13 protein-coding genes are annotated in these 14,483 nt (G+C 68.3%); 8 read left to right on the top strand and 5 right to left on the bottom strand.

Annotation, left to right across the window (positions count from 1 at the left end; all coding sequences use genetic code 11):
- Nucleotides 1–88: 88 nt before the first annotated feature.
- Together QM693_RS33135 and QM693_RS33130 are read right to left on the bottom strand one after the other, a co-directional pair.
- A complete protein-coding gene (locus QM693_RS33135) occupies nt 89–1,240 on the bottom strand; it encodes an MFS transporter (RefSeq protein ID WP_280780049.1) in 1,152 nt (383 codons plus the stop codon).
- Nucleotides 1,237–2,178 carry a PAC2 family protein gene (locus QM693_RS33130; protein WP_283354447.1) on the bottom strand — a complete coding sequence of 314 codons (942 nt, stop codon included), beginning with the start codon at nt 2,176–2,178 and terminating at the stop codon, nt 1,237–1,239. Before QM693_RS33130 ends, QM693_RS33135 begins: the two co-directional genes overlap by 4 nt.
- Nucleotides 2,179–2,229: 51 nt before the next feature.
- Here QM693_RS33130 and metH point away from each other — a divergent pair, with 51 nt between their 5' ends.
- From metH to hisG, 6 genes are read left to right on the top strand one after another with little or no spacing between them, the layout of a single operon-like run.
- Nucleotides 2,230–5,799 carry a methionine synthase gene (metH, locus tag QM693_RS33125; RefSeq protein WP_280780050.1) on the top strand — a complete coding sequence of 1,190 codons (3,570 nt, stop codon included), beginning with the start codon at nt 2,230–2,232 and terminating at the stop codon, nt 5,797–5,799.
- Entirely contained in the window at nt 5,792–6,484 is a 693-nt protein-coding gene (locus QM693_RS33120) for an HAD family hydrolase (protein ID WP_283335143.1), read from the top strand. The genes metH and QM693_RS33120 overlap by 8 nt, the downstream gene beginning before the upstream one ends.
- A 15-nt stretch (nt 6,485–6,499) precedes the next feature.
- Nucleotides 6,500–7,357, top strand: a complete 858-nt coding sequence (trhO, locus tag QM693_RS33115; protein WP_283335142.1) for an oxygen-dependent tRNA uridine(34) hydroxylase TrhO — start codon at nt 6,500–6,502, stop codon at nt 7,355–7,357.
- Between the two features lies 1 nt (nt 7,358).
- Nucleotides 7,359–8,252 (top strand): pseudouridine synthase, encoded by an 894-nt coding sequence (locus QM693_RS33110; protein WP_283354446.1) that lies wholly within the window; start codon nt 7,359–7,361, stop codon nt 8,250–8,252.
- Between the two features lie 25 nt (nt 8,253–8,277).
- On the top strand, nt 8,278–8,559 hold the full coding sequence (locus QM693_RS33105; protein WP_009473527.1) for a phosphoribosyl-ATP diphosphatase: 282 nt from the start codon (nt 8,278–8,280) through the stop codon (nt 8,557–8,559).
- A 47-nt stretch (nt 8,560–8,606) separates the two neighbouring features.
- Nucleotides 8,607–9,458, top strand: a complete 852-nt coding sequence (hisG, locus tag QM693_RS33100) for an ATP phosphoribosyltransferase (RefSeq protein WP_105416235.1) — start codon at nt 8,607–8,609, stop codon at nt 9,456–9,458.
- 64 nt (nt 9,459–9,522) lie between these two features.
- On the opposite strand, the gene QM693_RS33095 is transcribed toward hisG, so the two are convergent.
- Entirely contained in the window at nt 9,523–10,359 is an 837-nt protein-coding gene (locus tag QM693_RS33095; RefSeq protein WP_280780054.1) for a thioesterase family protein, read from the bottom strand.
- A complete protein-coding gene (locus QM693_RS33090) occupies nt 10,356–11,261 on the bottom strand; it encodes a RecB family exonuclease (RefSeq protein ID WP_283354445.1) in 906 nt (301 codons plus the stop codon). The genes QM693_RS33095 and QM693_RS33090 overlap by 4 nt, the downstream gene beginning before the upstream one ends.
- Nucleotides 11,262–11,355: 94 nt before the next feature.
- Between QM693_RS33090 and QM693_RS33085 the strand changes: the two genes are divergently transcribed.
- Nucleotides 11,356–12,210 (top strand): tRNA (adenine-N1)-methyltransferase, encoded by an 855-nt coding sequence (locus tag QM693_RS33085; RefSeq protein ID WP_009473523.1) that lies wholly within the window; start codon nt 11,356–11,358, stop codon nt 12,208–12,210.
- Between the two features lie 48 nt (nt 12,211–12,258).
- On the opposite strand, the gene QM693_RS33080 is transcribed toward QM693_RS33085, so the two are convergent.
- Nucleotides 12,259–12,753, bottom strand: coding sequence for a WKL family lipoprotein (locus QM693_RS33080; RefSeq protein WP_283335139.1), 495 nt, complete (start codon nt 12,751–12,753; stop codon nt 12,259–12,261).
- Nucleotides 12,754–12,934: 181 nt separating this feature from the next.
- Between QM693_RS33080 and arc the strand changes: the two genes are divergently transcribed.
- Nucleotides 12,935–14,483, top strand: a 1,549-nt coding sequence (gene arc, locus QM693_RS33075) for a proteasome ATPase (protein ID WP_283354444.1), incomplete at its 3' end; no start/stop codon positions are given.

Genomic DNA, 14,483 nt, shown 5'->3' with positions numbered 1-14,483 from the left:
GTCGAGGCTCCGCCCCGGGAGTGTCGTAACGGCTGCGCGCACGTTACGTGGGAATCAGGAACACCTCACAGCCCTCCCGGAAGGCGTGTCAGGCGGGTGCGCGGTCGCGGGGCATGAGCAGCGGGGCCAGCACGGCGAGGAGCAGCGCGGGCAGCAGGAAGCCGGCCGCGGGCGACACCGAGTACACCGGGGTGAGGGTGATCGGCGCGAGCGCGTTGCCCATGAACCGCAGCGCCTGCACGACGGACACCGCGCCGCCCCGGTTCGGGCCCGGCGACCCGAGCACGGCGGCGTTGACACCGACCAGGACGAACTGACCGGCGATTCCGGCCGCGAACCACGCCACGGCCACGACTGCGAGGAGAGACACGGTCCCGGCGGCCGCGACGAGAATCGCCCCGCCGACCGCGCCGATCAGGACGGCTGACCGGGCCCCGATCTTGTCGATGACCCCGCCGACGAGGCGGGCGGTGAGGATGCCGGCCACGCCGAACCCGGTGAGGAGCAGCCCGCGCTGGGTGGGGCTCAGCCCGAAGGCGTCCTCGGCGCGGAACGCGACCAGGAAGCTCAGCCCACCGAGCGCACCCCAGCCGAGGAGTGCCACCACCCCGATTCTCAGCACCGACGGGGTGAGGGCGTCGCGCAGTCGCGGGCGCGGTGCCCCCGGCTCGGCGGGAGCGCTGTCCGGAACGCCGACCAGACCCAGCACCGCGGCCACGAGGGCGATGACGAGGAACGCGAGTCGCCAGTCGACCTCCGCCGCGAGCCCGCCGACGAGCGGCGCGCTCGACGTTCCTGCGGCCTGGAAGGCGCCGAAGACCCCCAGCGCCCGGCCCAGATGCTTCTGCGGAGTCGAGGCGGCGAGCGCCGCCAGCAGCAGCGGCGTCGTGAACGAGTTCGAACACCCCTGGAGCACGCGGGCGCCGAGGAAGAGCGGCAGCGTCGGCGCCGCGAAACACGCCAGCGACGACAGCAGATAGACGCCGTACGCGATCCGCACGGTCCGCGTCTGCCCCCACCGCGCGCCCAGCGTGCCCGACACCAACATCAGCAACGCGAACGGCAGCAGGTACGCCGTCAGCGAGCCGGCCGCGGCGGACGCACTCACGCCGAGGTCGTCCCCGATCTCGGGAAGGATCGAGGCGACGACCCCGCCGCCGAAGGGACCGAGGAAACCGCCGGCGTAGAGCGCCGTGCGCTGGAGCGAGGAACGAAGCGACTCGGATGAGTTCTTCGTCACAGCCCGAAGCTGCCGGGCCCACGCCTGCGGAGATATCGCTCGAACTCGGCGGCGAGCGCGTCACCGTCGATCTTCGAGATGGCGTCGGAGATGTCGGTCTCGGCGTCGCCGCGCTCCTCGAGGGAACGGACGTACTCGCCGATCTCCTCGTCGTCCGCGGTCATCTCGGTGACGGCTTCCTGCCAGTCGTCGGCCTGGGCCGGGAGTTCTCCGAGGGGAACCTCGATGTCCAGGACATCCTCGACGCGTTGCAGCAGCGCCACCGTGGCCTTGGGATTCGGCGGCTGGGACACGTAGTGGGGCACGGCCGCCCAGAACGACACGGCTGGCACACCGGCCCGGACGCACGCGTCCTGCAGTACCCCGGTGATCCCGGTCGGACCCTCGTAGCGGGTCTGCTCGAGCTTGAACCGCTCGGCGGCCTCACTGCTGTACGCGCTGCCCGTCACCGGGACCGGCCGTGTGTGCGGGGTGTCCGCGAGCAGCGCCCCGAGGATCACCACGGTGTTGATCTGCAGCTGGTCGATCAGCTTGAGGAGGTCCTCGCAGAAGCTGCGCCAGCGCATGTTCGGTTCGATCCCACGCAGCAGAACCACGTCGCGGTCGCTGCCGGGAGGCGAGCACACCGACAGCCGGGTGGCGGGCCACACGATCTCCCGGGTGACACCGTCGACCTGCCGCACCGTGGGTCGATTGACCTGGTAGTCGTAGTACTCCTCGGAGTCCAGCTCGGCGAGCGGCTGGGCGTCCCAGGTCAACTCGAGGTGCTCGACGGCTCCGCTCGCGGCATCGCCGGCGTCGTTCCAGCCCTCGAAGGCGGCGACGAGGACAGGGTCACGAAGTACGGGCACGCCACTGTCCGTCGCACCGGCGTCCTCGGTGTCGGGGGTGTCGTCGTCGCGGCCCGCAGGCGTGACGGGGAACTCACTGGAACTCACCCACCCAGCCTACGGCCAGCATTGGTTCGCGCGCCCACTAGTCTGGACGGCATGTCTGCGCCATTTCACTCTGCCCTGCTCGATGCGTTGAACCAGCGCGTTGTCATCGGCGACGGAGCCATGGGCACCATGTTGCAGGCCGCGGACCTCACGCTCGACGACTTCCTCGGGCTCGAAGGCTGCAACGAAATTCTCAACGACACCCGCCCTGACGTGCTGAAAGACATCCACCGCGCGTATTTCGAGGCCGGGGCCGACGCCGTCGAGACCAACACGTTCGGGTGCAACCTACCCAACCTCGCCGATTACGACATTTCGGACCGTATCCGGGAACTGGCCGAGAAGGGCACCCGGCTGGCGCGTGACGTGGCCGACGAGATGGGGCCCGGACGCGACGGCATGGGCCGCTTCGTCCTCGGCTCGATGGGACCCGGAACCAAGCTGCCGACGCTGGGCCACGCACCGTTCGCGATCCTCCGCGACGCCTACGCGGAGGCAGCGATGGGCATGATCGACGGGGGAGCCGACGCGATCCTCGTCGAGACCTGCCAGGACCTGCTGCAGGTGAAGGCCGCCATCCTCGGCAGTCAGCGGGCGATGGAAACGCTGGGGTCGCGGCTGCCGATCATCACCCACGTCACGGTCGAGACCACCGGCACGATGCTCCTCGGCAGCGAGATCGGTGCCGCGCTGACCGCGCTCGAACCGCTCGGTATCGACATGATCGGCCTCAACTGCGCGACCGGTCCCGCCGAGATGAGCGAACATCTCCGCCACCTGTCCAAGTACAGCTCCCTTCCGGTGTCGGTGATGCCCAACGCCGGACTGCCGCAGCTCGGCCCGAACGGCGCCGAGTACCCGCTCACCGCGGAGGAGCTCGCCGAGGCGCTCAGCGGCTTCGTCACCGAGTTCGGACTCGGTCTGGTCGGCGGATGCTGCGGCACCACTCCCGAGCACATCCGGCAGGTGGCCGAAGCGGTCCGTCTGGTCGAGAAGGCCGAGCGGAACCCGGTGCACGAGTCGGGGACGTCCTCGCTGTACACGGCGGTGCCGTTCCAGCAGGACGCCAGCATCCTGATGATCGGTGAACGCACGAACACCAACGGCTCCAAGGCGTTTCGCGAGGCGATGATCGCCGAGGACTACCAGAAGTGCCTCGACATCGCGAAGGACCAGACCCGCGACGGCGCCCACATGCTCGACCTCAACGTCGACTACGTCGGACGCGACGGCGCCGTCGACATGGCCGCCCTCGCGAGCCGGTTCGCGACGTCGTCGACGCTGCCGATCATGCTCGACTCCACCGAGCCCGCGGTCCTGCAGGCCGGCCTCGAGCACCTCGGCGGCCGGTGCGCCGTGAACTCCGTCAACTACGAGGACGGCGACGGACCGGACTCGCGGTTCCAGAAGATCATGCGGCTCGTCACGGAGCACGGCGCCGCCGTCGTCGCGCTGACCATCGACGAGGAGGGCCAGGCGCGCACCGCGGAGCACAAGGTCCGCATCGCCGAGCGCCTGCTCGACGACCTCACCGCGAACTGGGGCCTCGACGAGTCCGACATCATCATCGACGCGCTGACCTTCCCGATCTCCACCGGTCAGGAAGAGGTCCGCCGCGACGGCATCGAAACGATCGAGGCGATCCGCGAGCTGAAGAAGCGGCATCCGCGGGTGCACTTCACCCTCGGCGTGTCCAACATCTCGTTCGGTCTCAACCCGGCGGCCCGGCAGGTCCTGAACTCGGTGTTCCTGCACGAGTGCACCGAGGCCGGCCTGGACACGGCCATCGTGCACGCGTCGAAGATCCTGCCGATGGCACGGATCCCCGACGAACAGCGGGAAACGGCCCTCGACCTGGTCTACGACCGCCGCCGCGAGGGCTACGACCCGCTGCAGAAGCTGATGGAACTGTTCGAGGGCGTCTCCGCGGCGTCGGCACGCGAATCCCGCGCCCAGGAACTGGCGGCGCTGCCGCTGTTCGAGCGTCTGGAACGCCGCATCGTCGACGGTGAACGCAACGGCCTCGACGACGACCTCACCGCCGCGATGGAGGAGAAGCCGCCGCTCGCGATCATCAACGAGACGCTGCTGTCCGGCATGAAGACCGTCGGCGAACTCTTCGGATCCGGGCAGATGCAGCTGCCGTTCGTGCTGCAGTCCGCCGAGGTGATGAAGGCGGCCGTGGCATACCTCGAACCGCACATGGAGGCCACCGACGAGGACGGCAAGGGCCGCATCGTCATCGCCACCGTGAAGGGCGACGTCCACGACATCGGCAAGAACCTCGTCGACATCATCCTGAGCAACAACGGGTACGACGTGGTGAACCTGGGCATCAAGCAGCCGATCGCGACGATCCTCGACGCGGCGATCGAGCAGAAGGCCGACGTCATCGGCATGTCCGGGCTGCTCGTGAAGTCGACCGTGGTGATGAAGGACAACCTGCAGGAACTCAACGCCAAGGGTGTCGCGGAGAAGTTCCCCGTCCTCCTCGGCGGTGCCGCGCTGACCCGTTCGTACGTGGAGAACGACCTGGCCGAGGTGTACGAGGGCGACGTCAGCTACGCGCGCGACGCGTTCGAGGGCCTGCACCGGATGGACGAGATCATGGCCGTCAAGCGTGGCGGCGGACCCGACCCGGACAGCCCGGAAGCGATCGCGGCCCGCGAGAAGGCGGCCGAACGCAAGGCACGGCACGAGCGGTCCAAGCGGATCGCGGAGAAGCGCAAGGCGGCCGAGACCCCGATCGAGGTGCCCGAGCGATCCGACGTGGCCACCGACATCGTGGTCCCGAGCCCGCCGTTCTGGGGCAACCGGATCGTCAAGGGCGTGTCGCTGTCGGACTACTCGGGGCTGCTGGACGAGCGGGCCCTGTTCCTCGGGCAGTGGGGTCTGCGCGGGCAGCGTTCCGGCGACGGTCCCACGTACGAGGAACTGGTGGAGACCGAGGGCCGCCCCCGCCTGCGGTACTGGCTCGACCGGTTGAGCACCGAGGGAATCCTCGCGCACGCCGCCGTCGTGTACGGCTACTTCCCCGCGGTGTCCGAGGGTGACGACGTGGTCGTGCTCACCGACCCGACACCCGACGCGGAGGAACGCTTCCGGTTCACGTTCCCGCGCCAGCACCGCGACCGCTTCCTGTGCGTCGCCGACTTCGTCCGGTCCCGCACCGAGGCGAAGGAGACCGGTCAGGTCGACGTGTTCCCGATGCAGCTCGTCACGATGGGACAGCCGATCGCGGACTTCGCGAACGAATTGTTCGCCGCCAACGCGTACCGCGACTACCTCGAGGTGCACGGTATCGGCGTGCAGCTGACGGAATCGCTGGCCGAGTACTGGCATCAACGGGTCCGCGAGGAGCTCGTGCTGCCCGGCGGTCACAACGTGGCCGAGCAGGACCCGTCCGAGGTGTCCGGATTCTTCGACCTCGCCTACCGCGGTGCCCGGTACTCCTTCGGGTACGGTGCCTGCCCCAACCTGGAGGACCGCGCGAAGATGGTCGCCCTGCTCGAACCCGAACGGATCGGTGTGAAGTTGTCGGAGGAACTGCAGTTGCATCCCGAGCAGTCCACGGATGCGTTCGTGCTGCACCACCCCGAAGCGAAGTACTTCAATGTCTGATGCATTCGACGGTCTCGCAGGTGTTCTGTGGGACATGGACGGAACGCTGCTCGATTCCGAGAAGATGTGGGACGTCGCGGTCCGCGAGTTGTCGCTGCACCTCGGCGGGCCGATGACCGAGGAGACGCGGCTGAAGACGATCGGTGCGTCCAGCGCCAACGCTCTCGGCGTCATCTTCGACGCCCTCGGGCTCGACCGGGATCCGGCGGCGCTCGCCGAGGCCAAGGAATGGATGTTCACGCGCGTCGAGGAATTGTTCGGCGACGGGATCCCGTGGCGGCCGGGCGCCCACGACGCACTGCGGACCGTCCGGGCGCACGGCCTGAGGTCGGCGCTGGTGACCAACACCGAGCGCCGGCTCACCGAGCGGGCACTCGAGACGCTCGGCAGGCACCACTTCGACCACTCGGTGTGCGGCGACGAGGTGCCGGCAGGCAAACCGCATCCAGACCCGTACCTGCGGGGCGCGGAATTGCTGGGGCTGGATCCGTCGCAGTGCCTCGCCATCGAGGACTCGCCCACCGGTGCGGCGTCCGCGCAGGCCGCGGGGTGCGTCGTCCTCATCGTCCCGTGCGAGATCGCGGTGGCCGACGGCCCGGGGCGGGTGTTCCGGGACAGTCTCGAGGGCCTCACCGGTTCCGACCTCGCCGAGGTGTGGGCGCAGCGGAGTGGTGTCCGTCTCTAGGTAGTCTGGTTTCCCGTGGCTGTCCCGAAAATCGTGCTGTTCTACGTGTTCACTCCGCTCGCCGACCCGGAGGCGATACGGCTGTGGCAGTACACACTCGCCGAGGCGAACGGCCTCACCGGACGGATCCTCGTCTCCGAGCACGGCATCAACGCGACGGTCGGCGGCGACATCCACGACGTCAAGCGGTACGTGAAGGGGACGCGCAGCTACGCGCCGTTCAAGGACGCCGACATCAAGTGGTCGGACGGGCTCGGTGACGACTTCCCGCGGCTGAGCGTCAAGGTGCGGCCGGAGATCGTGACGTTCGGTGCGCCGGGCGAGCTGAAGGTGGACGCGGACGGCGTTGTCGGCGGCGGTACCCACCTGGCGCCCGACGAGGTGCATCGCCTGATCGAGGGTCGCGGTGACGACGTCGTCTTCTTCGACGGGCGCAACGGTTTCGAGGCGGAGATCGGACGCTTCCGGGACGCCGTCGTGCCCGACGTGTCCACCACGCGCGAGTTCGTGCACGAACTCGACAGCGGCAAGTACGACCATCTCAAGGACAAGGCCGTCGTCACGTACTGCACCGGGGGAGTGCGGTGCGAGGTCCTGTCCTCGCTGATGCGCTCGCGCGGATTCGGTGAGATCTACCAACTGGACGGCGGCATCGTCCGCTACGGCGAGGCATTCGGCGACACGGGCTTGTGGGAGGGGTCGCTGTACGTGTTCGACAAGCGGATGAGCATCGAGTTCAGCGATCAGGCCAAGACCCTGGGGCGCTGCAGCACGTGCGGCGGTCCGACGTCCCGGTACGAGAATCTGCCGGACGACCGGGGTCGCGAACTCGTGCTCGTCTGCGCCGACTGCACCGAGAATCGGGCGGGCTGAGGTGGCGGGGGCGCCCCTGCCGGTCCGCAACGGCCTCGGTCCCGATCGCATCCGGATGCCGGCAGGCGTCGGCACGAAGACGGTCGCCGAATTCCTGGTCGAGACGTACCCGGACGAACGCGCGCACTGGCTGTCGCTGATCGACGGCGGGGACGTCGTCGACGAACACGGCAGGGTGGTCGACCGCGGGACCCGTTATGCCCCGACGCGTTTCGTGTACTTCTACCGAGACCCCGCGCCGGAGATCCCGGTTCCGTTCGAGATCGACATCCTGCACCGCGACGACCACCTCGTGGTGATCGACAAACCCCATTTCCTCGCGACCATTCCGCGGGGCGCGCACATCACCGAGACGGCGGTCGTGCGGCTGCGGCGGGCGCTCGACCTGCCCGACCTCACACCGGCGCACCGGCTCGACCGGACGACGGCCGGCGTCCTGGTGTTCCTGATCCGGCGGGAAGACCGCAGGCCGTATCAGGAACTGTTCGTGTCCCAGCAGGTCACCAAGGAATACGAGGCCGTCGCCGGGCACGATCCGACGCTCACGTTTCCGCGCACCATCCGCAGTCGCATCGTCAAGGAACACGGGATCATGACGGCGACGGAGGAACCGGGCGAACCGAACAGTGAGACCGTCGTCGACCTGATCGAGACCCGCGACGGCCGCGCGCGGTACCGCCTGCTGCCGAAGACCGGCCGGACACACCAACTGCGGTTGCACATGTCGTCGCTGGGGTTGCCGATCGAGGGCGACAACTACTACCCGGACTTCCGGCGATCCGAGCCCGGCGACTTCTCGACGCCGTTGCGGTTGCTGGCGCGGGCCATCGAGTTCACCGATCCCCGTTCGGGTGAGGTCCGCCGGTTCGAGAGTCGCCGCACACTCGGGTGGTGACCGGTTCGGAGAGGTCCGCGGCGGCGTGAAACAATGGGTCCTCGTGAAGACCTTCGAATCCCTGTTCGCCGAGCTGACCGAGCGTGCCGCTACCCGCCCCGAGGGCTCCGGCACCGTTGCCGCCTTGGACGCCGGCGTCCATTCGCAGGGAAAGAAGATCCTCGAAGAGGCGGGTGAGGTGTGGATCGCCGCCGAGCACGAGAGCGATGAGGCGCTCGCCGAGGAGATCTCTCAGCTGCTGTACTGGACGCAGGTGCTGATGGTGGGTAAGGGCCTGAAGCTCGAGGACGTCTACCGACATCTGTGATCGGTGATCGAGACTCCTCCACCCGCTCCCGAAAGGAACCCTCCGCCATGCTGCGCGTCGCAGTCCCCAACAAGGGCTCGCTGTCCGAGTCCGCCGCCGAAATCCTCAGCGAGGCCGGTTACCGCCGTCGCACCGACTCCCGCGACCTGACCGTCCTCGACCCGTCCAACCAGGTCGAGTTCTTCTTCCTGCGCCCCAAGGACATCGCGATCTACGTCGGATCCGGTGAACTCGATCTCGGCATCACCGGCCGCGACCTCGCCCGCGACTCGGGTGCCCCGGTCGCCGAACGGCTGTCGCTCGGCTTCGGCCGCTCCACGTTCCGGTACGCCGCTCCCGCGGGCAAGGACTGGACGGTCGAGGACCTCGCGGGGCTCCGGATCGCCACGTCCTACCCCAACCTGGTGCGCGACGACCTGTCCGCACGCGGTATCGAGGCCTCGGTCATCCGCCTCGACGGCGCCGTGGAGATCTCGATCCAGCTCGGCGTCGCCGACGCCATCGCCGACGTCGTCGGCTCCGGCCGCACGCTGCGCCAGCACAACCTGGTCGCGTTCGGCGACACCCTGTGCGACTCCGAGGGTGTGCTCATCGAGCGCGCCGGCTCGCCCGACGGCGATTCCGCACGCAACCAGCTGGTCGAGCGGGTGCGCGGCATCGTGTTCGCGCAGCAGAACCTGATGCTCGACTACGACTGCCCCAAGACGATCCTCGACGACGCATTGAAGATCACCCCGGGCCTCGAGTCGCCGACGCTGTCGCCGCTCGCCGACGAGAACTGGGTCGCGGTCCGGGCGATGGTCCCGATCAAGGGCCACAACGGAGTCATGGACGAACTCGCGGACCTCGGCGCCAAGGCCATCCTCGCGTCCAACATCCGGTCCTGCCGCGCGCTCTGATCTGGTTCCACCGCAACACGATCCGCGCTCGCTCCGCCCGCAACACGGTCCGCGCTCGCTCCGCTCAGGGGCGGGCGCGGACCTGCACGGTCTGGGCGATCCGGCCGACGGCGCCGGTCTCGTCGTAGAGCACGCCCGCGCACATGCCCACTCCGTCGGGTCCGATGGAGGTTTCGGAGCTGACCCCCACCCACTCACCCTCGGGGACCCGGAAGATGTGCACGGTGAGGTCGGTGTTGAGGAACGTCCAGTCCGCCGGGTCGAGTTTCGATCCCACGCCGTTCGCGATGTCCGCGATGGAGAACAGCCGCTCGAGCGGCGTCAAGGTCTCGCCGAGAACCAGTGCGGGTCGCGGCTTCGCCCACAGCTTGCCCGGGCCCTCGCATCCCATCTCGGCGATCCACCGCCAGTCGAGGGTCGTCAGGTAGCCCGAGTTCCAGGCCTTGCCGAACTTGCCGTCCCGGCCGGTGGACCGCGGTTCGAGTGGTGGGTCGACGACGTGGACGGCGTCGCTCGTGTCGACGGTCTCCATCCGCCACGCCGAGCCCCGCGCGACGGCACGGGGACGGTCGCCGACGGTCCACAATTCGGCGACCACCAGCTCCACCCGGCGTCCCGGTCGCTGCACCCAGGACCGGACCTCGAGTTCGGCGATCGGGATGGGACCGAGGATCTCGACCACGACTCGCGTGAGACGCACGTCGTCGCGCGGCGCGCAGCGCTCGAGTGCCCGCACGAGCAGCGCGGACGGGGGAGCGCCGTGCTGCATCGTCTCCGCCCACACACTGATCGTCAGATCCGTGCTGTCGAACCGCTCGACGGTGATCTTCTGGTCCGAGTCCACTTCCGGCGCACTCAGTGCTTCCAAACCGAGTGGTACGTAATAGGACTCGGAACTCATTCGACAATCTCCTCGAAACCCGGTGCGTCTTCGGCGGGCCCCTCCGGCCATCCCGGGTAGGGAGGCGGCGTTCCACCGAACGAGGGGCACAGAGACTTATGATCACACCAGTCGCAGAGCCGGCTCGGCTTGGGTCGGAAATCGCCGGTGACCCCGGCCGCCAGAATGGCCTTCCAGATCGCCGACAGCGTGCGCTCGAACCGCAGCAGTTCGTCCTCGTCGGGTGCGTAGGTGAGGACCGTGCCGGACGCGAGGTACAGCAGTCGCAACTGCGCGGGAACGATGCCGCGGGTGCGGAGCAGGACCAGCGCGTAGAACTTCATCTGGAACAGCGCCTTGGACTCGGACATCTCGCGGGGCGCACGGCCGGTCTTGTAGTCGACCACCCGCACCTCACCGGTGGGGGCGACGTCGATGCGGTCGACGAATCCGCGGAGCAGCACCCCGTCGGCGAGTTCGGTCTCGACGCGCTGTTCGCACGATTCGGCCTCGAACCGGGTGGGATCCTCCAGCTCGTAATAGGCGGTGACGAGGGCACGCGCCTCGTCGAGGAACGTGTCGCGCTCGTCCTCGGGGACCAGGTCGATCAGGTCGGGGGCCTCGGCGAGAATGCGCTCCCAGGACGGGAGGATCAGATCGACCGCTTTTCGCGGAACGCGTTCGGCCGCGGGCAGCCCGAACAGGGTCTCCAGCGCGGCGTGCACGACCGTGCCCTTCACCTGCGCGCGCGACGGCGCCTCGGGGAGCCGGTCGACCGCGCGGAAACGGTAGAGGAGCGGGCACTGCTTGAAGTCGCCGGCGCGGGACGGTGACAGGGCGGGGCGCCTGCGGGTGGCCGAAGTGTCGCCGGGCTGTGACGGGGAACCCTTTGTGACGGGGGCTGGCGACTCTGAGATGCTCACACCTGGCAGGGTAGGCCCCCGGTCCGACAGTCGAGTCGGGGCGCGGTGTGGGCGTCGGACGGCGCCGGACGAACAGGCTGAGGAGTCGGTGACGATGGTGGGACGCGAAACGCGACCGAGCGGACCGTTTCGGGTGGGCGATCGCGTCCAGTTGACGGACGCCAAGGGCCGGCACTACACGGTCAACCTGGAGGCCGGCAAGGAGTTCCACACCCACCGCGGCGGCATCCTGCACGACGACCTGATCGGCACCGACGAGGGCAGCGTGGTCAAGTCGACCAACGGCACCCCATATCTCGCGCTGCGTCCGCTGCTCGTCGACTACATCCTGTCGATGCCCCGCGGGGCCCAGGTCATCTACCCGAAGGACGCCGCGCAGATCGTGCACGAGGGCGACGTCTTCCCCGGCGCCCGCGTGCTCGAGGCCGGTGCCGGGTCGGGCGCGCTGACGTGCTCACTGCTGCGGGCGGTCGGTCCGGAAGGCCGGGTCATCTCGTACGAGGTGCGCGACGACCACGCCGAACACGCCGTCCGGAACGTCGAGACGTTCTTCGGGGAACGCCCCGAGAACTGGGACCTGACCATCGCCGACGTCGCCGAGTTCGACGCCGACGCGGCGGGCGGTCAGGTCGACCGGGTGGTCCTCGACATGCTCGCCCCCTGGGATGCGCTGCCCGCGGTGTCCAAGGCGCTGGTTCCCGGCGGTGTGCTCATCGTCTACGTCGCCACTGTGACGCAGCTCTCGAAGGTGGTCGAGGCGATGCGCGAGCAGGAGTGCTGGACCGAGCCGCGGTCCTGGGAATCGATCGTCCGCGGGTGGCACGTCGTCGGGCTCGCCGTGCGCCCGGAACACCGGATGCAGGGCCACACCGCGTTCCTGGTGAGCGCCCGGCGACTCGCCGAGGGAACCGTCACCCCCAAGCCGCAGCGCCGGTCGGGCAAGGGCTGAGACACGCCTTCGGCGGCGCCCGGACAGGACGCCGCCGAAGGCGGGAGACTAGCTGCAGCCGGCGCGTGCCATGCCCAGCAGGGTGCACGTGCTCTCGTCCGACACCTTCCAGGTGCCGTCGACGTTCTCCCACGTCCACGCGGTCGGAGCGGCCGTGCCGTGCGGGCTGACGATCGCGACGTTCGCCGTCGCGGTATCGCCCTCTACCTGCACATCCGTGACCGTGAAGGACACCGGGTAGTTGGCCATCGCCGCCGTCATGGCCTCGAGATTCGGGCGACGTTCGTCGCCGTCGACGACCACGACGGTCTTCTCGTCGACCGGTCGGGCGGGGTCCACGAGGACCTGGAGCGTACCGAGCAGTTCGTCGGACGTGGGGGCGGCAACCGCCTCGCTCGCCGTAGCCGCGGACGTTGTCGCCGCGGTGTCGGATGCGTCGTCGGACGAGCAGGCCGACATCCCGAGCGCGAGGACCACCGCGCCCACGGCAACCACGGCCCTACCGATGAAAGATGTTCCGTTCAGGGGCTTGCGGATTATCACGACGAACCCTTTCGTTACACAGAACAGAGAGAAACTGCTCGACAAGTAGGTAAGGCTAACATGAGAGGTTCGGTGGCCCAGGGCGTCACGATGCCGATTCGCAATCGGCAGAATCCGTGTCACGGCGCAGAATTCGGGCAGTGCCGGTAGCGTTGATAGATCTCATTGGGAGGAGACGCACATGAGCTCGACAGAGAACCCCGATTCGGTTGCGGCCGCACGAGAGCTCGAGGCGTTGCGCGCAGAGGCGTCGGCACTGCGCAGGCAGCTCGCGGAGTCGCCGGAACAGCTTCGTGAGATGGAATCGCGAGTGGACTCGCTGTCCATCCGGAACACCAAGCTGATGGACACCCTCAAGGAAGCCCGTCAGCAGCTCATCGCCCTTCGAGAAGAAGTCGATCGCCTCGGCCAGCCGCCGAGCGGGTACGGCGTGCTGCTCGGAGTGCACGACGATCAGACCGTGGACGTGTTCACCTCCGGCCGCAAGATGCGGTTGACCTGCTCCCCGAACGTCGACGCCGAGACCCTCAAGCTCGGCCAGACCGTGCGCCTCAACGAGGCTCTCACGATCGTGGAAGCGGGCAACTTCGAGCGTGTGGGTGAGATCAGCACGTTGCGCGAGGTCCTCGACGACGGTCAGCGCGCCCTCGTGGTCGGCCACGCCGACGAGGAACGGATCGTGTGGCTGGCCGAACCCCTCGCGACCGTCTTCGAGGAGAGCGAGAGGGAGTCGATCGCGTACGACGCGGAATCGCCCACCCGCAAACTTCGGCCGGGTGACTCCCTCCTCGTCGACACCAAGGCCGGGTACGCGTTCGAGCGGATCCCCAAGGCCGAGGTCGAGGATCTGGTCCTCGAAGAGGTTCCCGACGTGCACTACGACGACATCGGCGGTCTCGGACGGCAGATCGAGCAGATCCGCGACGCCGTCGAGTTGCCGTTCCTCCACAAGGACCTGTTCCACGAATACGAGCTGCGGCCACCGAAGGGTGTGCTCCTCTACGGTCCGCCCGGGTGCGGTAAGACGCTCATCGCCAAGGCGGTCGCCAACTCGCTCGCGAAGAAGATCGCGGAGGCCCGGGGCCAGGACAGCAAGGAAGCCAAGTCCTACTTCCTCAACATCAAGGGCCCCGAGCTGCTGAACAAGTTCGTCGGCGAGACCGAGCGGCACATCCGGCTGATCTTCCAGCGGGCCCGGGAGAAGGCGTCCGAGGGCACCCCGGTGATCGTGTTCTTCGACGAGATGGATTCGATCTTCCGTACCCGCGGGTCGGGTGTCTCCTCCGACGTCGAGACCACCGTCGTGCCGCAGCTGCTCAGTGAGATCGACGGTGTCGAAGGACTCGAGAACGTCATCGTGATCGGCGCGTCCAACCGCGAGGACATGATCGACCCCGCGATCCTGCGTCCCGGCCGCCTCGACGTGAAGATCAAGATCGAACGTCCCGACGCGGAGTCGGCACAGGACATCTTCTCGAAGTACCTCGTCGAGACGCTGCCGGTGCACGCCGACGACATCGCGGAGTTCGGCGGCGACCGCACGGCCTGCATCCGGGTGATGATCGAACGGGTCGTCGACCGCATGTACGCCGAGAGCGAGGAGAACCGCTTCCTCGAGGTCACGTACGCCAACGGCGACAAGGAGGTCCTGTACTTCAAGGACTTCAACTCGGGTGCGATGATCCAGAACATCGTCGACCGCGCCAAGAAGTACGCGATCAAGTCGGTGC

The sequence above is a fragment of the Rhodococcus sp. IEGM 1305 genome (assembly GCF_030058635.1).
Classification (GTDB): Bacteria; Actinomycetota; Actinomycetes; order Mycobacteriales; family Mycobacteriaceae; genus Rhodococcus_F; species Rhodococcus_F opacus_D.
This window is presented reverse-complemented; position numbering and strand designations above follow the sequence as displayed.